This is a genomic window from Dethiosulfatibacter sp. (genome assembly GCF_983023055.1).
In genome coordinates this window covers 1-5,018 of sequence record NZ_CEZJXU010000164.1, presented here as the reverse complement: position 1 = coordinate 5,018, position 5,018 = coordinate 1, and the positions used below count along the sequence as shown (strand labels likewise).

The window sequence follows — 5,018 nt, the reverse complement described above, 5'->3', positions numbered from 1 at the left end:
CGGAATACATTGATCTTAATATTCTTTCCTCCGATTTTGCGGTGTTTTGTCCGTCAGTCGATCGGGACAATAAAGCTTCCTTATGGGTCCAGCTATATATTTATTACACCGTCTATATTTGTGAATACCTTGTTTTTCATGTCATCCATTGCAGTGACTACAGTTCTTGAAGCGGTATTGCCTATGCATATTATCTTGTCGGACACTATTAGGGGATTTTTTATTCCTTTTTCCTCTGCAGTGTCAAAGGCATTTGCAAGATTTTTCAACTCTCCCTCTTCGAGGTTGATATTCCTGTGGACGAGCCTGTCGCTTGCATGCTTTGAAAAGACTATTCCATTCTTCTTTCCAAGCTTTTTGTTGAGCAGATTTTCAAATGAGTTGTTCTTCAGTTCTCCGTTTTTAAGGGCCTTTTCATTTCTACAGGCATTTTCGCCTTTTTTTACCCTATCGTTTTGAATCTTCGAATTCTGAAGCTGACTTATTCTCAAATTGTTCATAAGATCATTCTTCATTTCTCACTCCAATTACTCTTTCAGGGTCTATCTTGTAATCTCCCATGTCCAGAACCGCCTTGCCGTCGTTTATTGTAACTCCCTGCACATATCCGGATATTGCCTCAAGCCTGTTTGTTATGGGATTCTTAAAGGATGCAGTTACATATTTTCCTATTAGCTGAAAGGACTTATTCTGTGAAAATTCCTCTCCCAGCTTCTGTATTTCCTCAAGAAGTGAGAATTGTGCAGACTGTGAAATAAACTCGTTGTTGTCCACTGGCGACAAAGGATCCTGATATTTCATCTGTGTTACCAAAAGCTTTAGGAACATATCCTTGTCTGCGCCCTCTGACTTGTTTTCCGTATTGGTAGTGCTGTTCAAATTAAGCATTGATGCCGTATTATTTATTTCCATATTTATTTCCACCTCCTATACAATGATATTTATTCCTTCACCATTTATTCTTCTTTCTGCTGCATCTGAAGCCGCCACCTGTGAAGCTTCTTCTGTTTCTCTTATGTCCATACCGGCTGGTTCCATGTTGCCGTATCCGCCTCTTCTCTGGTTGGAGCCTTCTCGCCCGCTTCCTGAAAAATATCCCTGCTGTTCCGAAGATTCCCTTGCTTCTATAACTATGTTAACAACCTTTAAGTTCTTCTCTTCAAAGAGTGCCGCTATTTCCCTGCTGCTGTCCATAAGGAGATGGCTAACGACATCCTTTTCCGCCGATATCCTTGCAGTAATTCCTTCAGGACTCTTCACGATGGCTATCGACATTTCTCCAAACAAGTGAGGCTTAAGGTTGATCTTCATGAAACTTTTGTCACCTTCAATTCCCGTTTCTATTGATTTTGACATCTGGTTTACAAGGGACGTTTTTGAAAGATCCTGCTTTTCACCGGTTGTTCCATTGGTTTCAACTGCTGTTCCCATGCTGTTCAATACACGACTACTTAAGTCGAATGTTTTTTCACTTTCTGAAATTCTGTCGGCCGGCGACTCCAAATCCGACTGTTCCGGTTCCTTTTGATTTACTCCACTTTCTTCCGTTGAAATATTCCTTGTTTCCATTTCAAAACCGTTTTTCCCATTTGCAGACTCAATTTCTACATTCTTGATTGCTGATTCATCTGATTGTATGCCCTGTACTTTCGTGTGGGATTCAGTCGCTTCCTGCTTTCTTATTATGGAGCCACGTCTGTCGGATTTAATGTTTCCTGAATTCACAGTCTCCACCATCGAGTCAATAACTTCTCCTATGCCGGTTTCTGATTCAAGTACTTCCAACCGGGCTGGTTTCTCAAATCCTTCCAGATTCATAGTTCCTTCATTCGTTACTGTACCTGCTACTGTCGGTTCCAATGCTGGTCCCGCTGCTTTTTCCACCTTGCTGCCGTCTGTATTTTCAGAGAATTTCATCTTTAACGCAAGAATATCTTCAGTTGAAGTATCAATCATTTTATTTCTTTCTACATGGATGTCTATAATTCCCTGAAGCTTTTGTCCCGTGTTAAGTTCACCAGCTACTTCCTTTTTTGCATTGTCAAGGGTTTCTCTGATACTGACGCTTAAGGGATTTTCGTTAATGTCCGGAGTTTCTTCTTCAACGTCTCTGTCACAATCGTCGTCACTTTTTTCAATACTTAAAGCTTTTCCATCAGTCTTTTTATTCTTCCATTTCATCTCATTATTTTTCATCTCGGGACTTTTCGCATCATGGTTTTCAGCTTTTAGTTTTCCCTTTTCCGTCTTCGACTTGTTTGCATCATTCAATATCCTGCTGAAGTCGTCAGAGCTTGCGCTGTTGTCTTTGCCTGCAAAGTGATTCATTACAGCGCCTGCAGCTGTTTCAAATACTGTTCTTTGACAGTTCATCTTTTCACCTCCTTCACTTTTCAAAGTTCAAATATATATATCGGCACAAGTTTTAAGCGCCGCAATATTCATGTTTTTACTGTATTCCGTTATTGAAACGGTCCATGGTTATCTTCGCCGCCATGTCGGGATTGAGGTTTTCAAGTATTTCTGCAGCCTGTTCCTCGCTCACATGGAAGATGATGTTTTTCACAAGATCAATGTTTTCAATTTTGGATAGCATGGATGCTGCACTTTTGGCATCCATCTTTTCCACTACCTTGCAGACCTCCTGAATGTCCTCGTAGGTTCCCCGTATTTCCTTTTCCATGGATTCAAGTTCGGTTTTTTCAACATTGAATTCAGCTATGGCCGTTTCAAGGTTTTTATCCCTTTCATCAAGGTCCTCTTTCATTTTTGCAAGCTCATCCTCTTTCATTGAGAGGCTTGTGAACTCATTACTTATAATCTCCCTGTACCCGTCTATCATATCCTGTGAGACATATTGTTCAAGAGAAGCCTCCTGCTGGGCTATGAGATCCTTTGTGATCTTGTTTACAAGGTTTGACTTTACATGGAAGACATCCATTGCAAAGAGGGCAATCATCATGAATACAACTATGACAAGGGAAAATCCCACGAAAATTGTCCTGTCAATGAGATCAAGCTTCTTCTTACCTTTTTTTCCTTTCTTGTTTTCTCCGCTTCCCGTTTCTATGTTCTCGGTTTTTTCTCTCTTCTTCTCAAACACTTATCTCACCTACCCTACAAGCTTTTCAGCTTCGCCTTTAGTAATGATTATTTCACCTGTTTTTTCCATTTCAAGTATTATTGCCACTATCTTCTGCTGTGCTTCAAGTACTTCGCTGAGCCTTACCTGGCCAAGCATGTCGATTTCCTGAAGGATGATTTCCCTGGCCCTGCTTGACATGTTTCCAAATACAAGATTCTTGACCTTTTCAGTGGTGGATTTCATAGCCAAGGCAAGTTCCTTGTTCGGAAGCTGTGATATAACTTTCTGTATGGTCCTCACATCAAGCTTGACTATGTCTTCGAATACAAACATCTGCTTCTTGATTTCCTCTGCCATCTTTATATCTTCTTTTTCCAGCTGTTCGAATATCTTGACCTCTGTGCCCCTGTCCACAGATGTCAAAATACTGGCAACTGTGTTGATTCCCATACTTTCATCATTGCCCATGGATGTCGTAAAGAAGCTTGTAAGCTTGGTCTTCACCTTCTCCTCAACCTGCCTCAGTATTTCAGGCGATATCTTGCTTATCTTTGCTATTCTTTTTACAATTTCAGGTTGTCTTCCTTCATCCATGTTTGACAGGACCACTGCAGCCTGTTCAGGTTCCATATATGACATCACCAGTGCTACAGTCTGGTTTCTTTCAAGCCTCAGTATGTTTGAAACCTCCAAAGGGCTTACATCCCTTAGAAACTTAAAGGGTTTGTTTCTGTTAACTCCTGAAATCTTTCTCATGACTTCCATGCATTTCTGTGTTCCAAGGGCTTCAGTCAATACATCCCTTGCATATTCCACACCTCCACCTGTAACATATCCCTGGGCAAGGCAAAGCTCGTAAAATTCACTTAGAACTCCCTTTCTCATAGCAGGCGGCACGTTTTTCTGGTTGGCTATATAATATGTCAGCTTCTGTACGTCTTCATCCCTAAGATTCTTGAATATTTCAGCCGCCATGTTCTTATCGATTGATAAAAGGAGTATTGCAGCCTTTTCTTCACCTGTCAGTTTTACATCCATTATTACTTCCTTCCATTATCCCGCTTCGCCTTCTTCATTCAGCCACAAACTTATTACATCGGCAATGTTTGCAGGATTGGTTTTTATTATTGATTCTATTCCCTTGATTGTTTCCTTATCGTTATTGTCTTCCCTGAACTTGTCAAGGATGATGTTTTTCTGGTTCAGCATTTCCTGAGTCGTTTCATAGTCCTCTTCTCTAGAATTGTAAGCCTCTTTGTCATATGCTCCCGAATCCAGCTCCATCTTTCCTGCCGGTTCGACCATACGCTTATTCCTCACCGTCTTCGGCTTTCTGAACTGTCTCATGAGCATCAACGCCAGTATGAATACAAAGAAAATGGCCACTATTGATATTATTGCCTTTTCGGATATTGGAAGCTTAAATCCCTGTCCCTGTGCCAGAGTTGCAGCAAGGTTCTCCTTAAGCTCCTGGTCCGCCGAGAAGTTCATGTTTCCAACGGTTATCCTGGACATGTCTATTCCCACTGCTGCTGAAGCAAGCTGTCTGATGTTTTCAAGTATTCCACCGTCTACATTGTCGCTGTTTATGAGGATGGAAACTGTAATGTCCTCGACTCCTCCTGGAGCCTCTTCTATTGTCTGCCTGAGCTCGTTTACCCTGTAGTTGATCACCTTTGAAACCCTGTCGTTGAGGCTGTCGCTTTCAACATTGTAGCTTGAAGACACACTATTGCTGTTCTGGGATGAGTCCTCCGTCTTCTCGCTTAGTTCGTCTATTATGAAGGGGATTCCCTGGTCTTCAACCACTGGGGAATACTCTATTATTTCCGTGTGTGTTATATCAAGGTCAACTGTTGCATTTACTGCAACCTTTATGTTTTCCACTCCGAATACGGGTTCGAAGATGAAGAGAACCTTGTCCGCTATTTCT

At 41.4% G+C, this 5,018-nt stretch carries 6 protein-coding genes; all 6 read right to left on the bottom strand.

The features are described 5' to 3' along the window. Nucleotides 1-92: 92 nt before the first annotated feature. Nucleotides 93-515, bottom strand: coding sequence for a TIGR02530 family flagellar biosynthesis protein (locus AC3AX0_RS07025; protein ID WP_487549596.1), 423 nt, complete (start codon nucleotides 513-515; stop codon nucleotides 93-95). Next, nucleotides 505-912, bottom strand: coding sequence for a flagellar hook assembly protein FlgD (locus AC3AX0_RS07020; protein WP_487549595.1), 408 nt, complete (start codon nucleotides 910-912; stop codon nucleotides 505-507). Before AC3AX0_RS07020 ends, AC3AX0_RS07025 begins: the two co-directional genes overlap by 11 nt. 15 nt (nucleotides 913-927) lie before the next feature. Continuing rightward, entirely contained in the window at nucleotides 928-2,373 is a 1,446-nt protein-coding gene (locus tag AC3AX0_RS07015) for a hypothetical protein (RefSeq protein ID WP_487549594.1), read from the bottom strand. A gap of 76 nt (nucleotides 2,374-2,449) precedes the next feature. After that, nucleotides 2,450-3,103, bottom strand: a complete 654-nt coding sequence (locus AC3AX0_RS07010) for a MotE family protein (protein ID WP_487549593.1) — start codon at nucleotides 3,101-3,103, stop codon at nucleotides 2,450-2,452. A 9-nt stretch (nucleotides 3,104-3,112) separates the two neighbouring features. Further along, nucleotides 3,113-4,123 carry a flagellar motor switch protein FliG gene (gene fliG / locus AC3AX0_RS07005; RefSeq protein WP_487549592.1) on the bottom strand — a complete coding sequence of 337 codons (1,011 nt, stop codon included), beginning with the start codon at nucleotides 4,121-4,123 and terminating at the stop codon, nucleotides 3,113-3,115. A 15-nt stretch (nucleotides 4,124-4,138) separates the two neighbouring features. Further along, nucleotides 4,139-5,018, bottom strand: an 880-nt coding sequence (locus tag AC3AX0_RS07000; RefSeq protein WP_487549591.1) for a flagellar M-ring protein FliF C-terminal domain-containing protein, incomplete at its 5' end; no start/stop codon positions are given.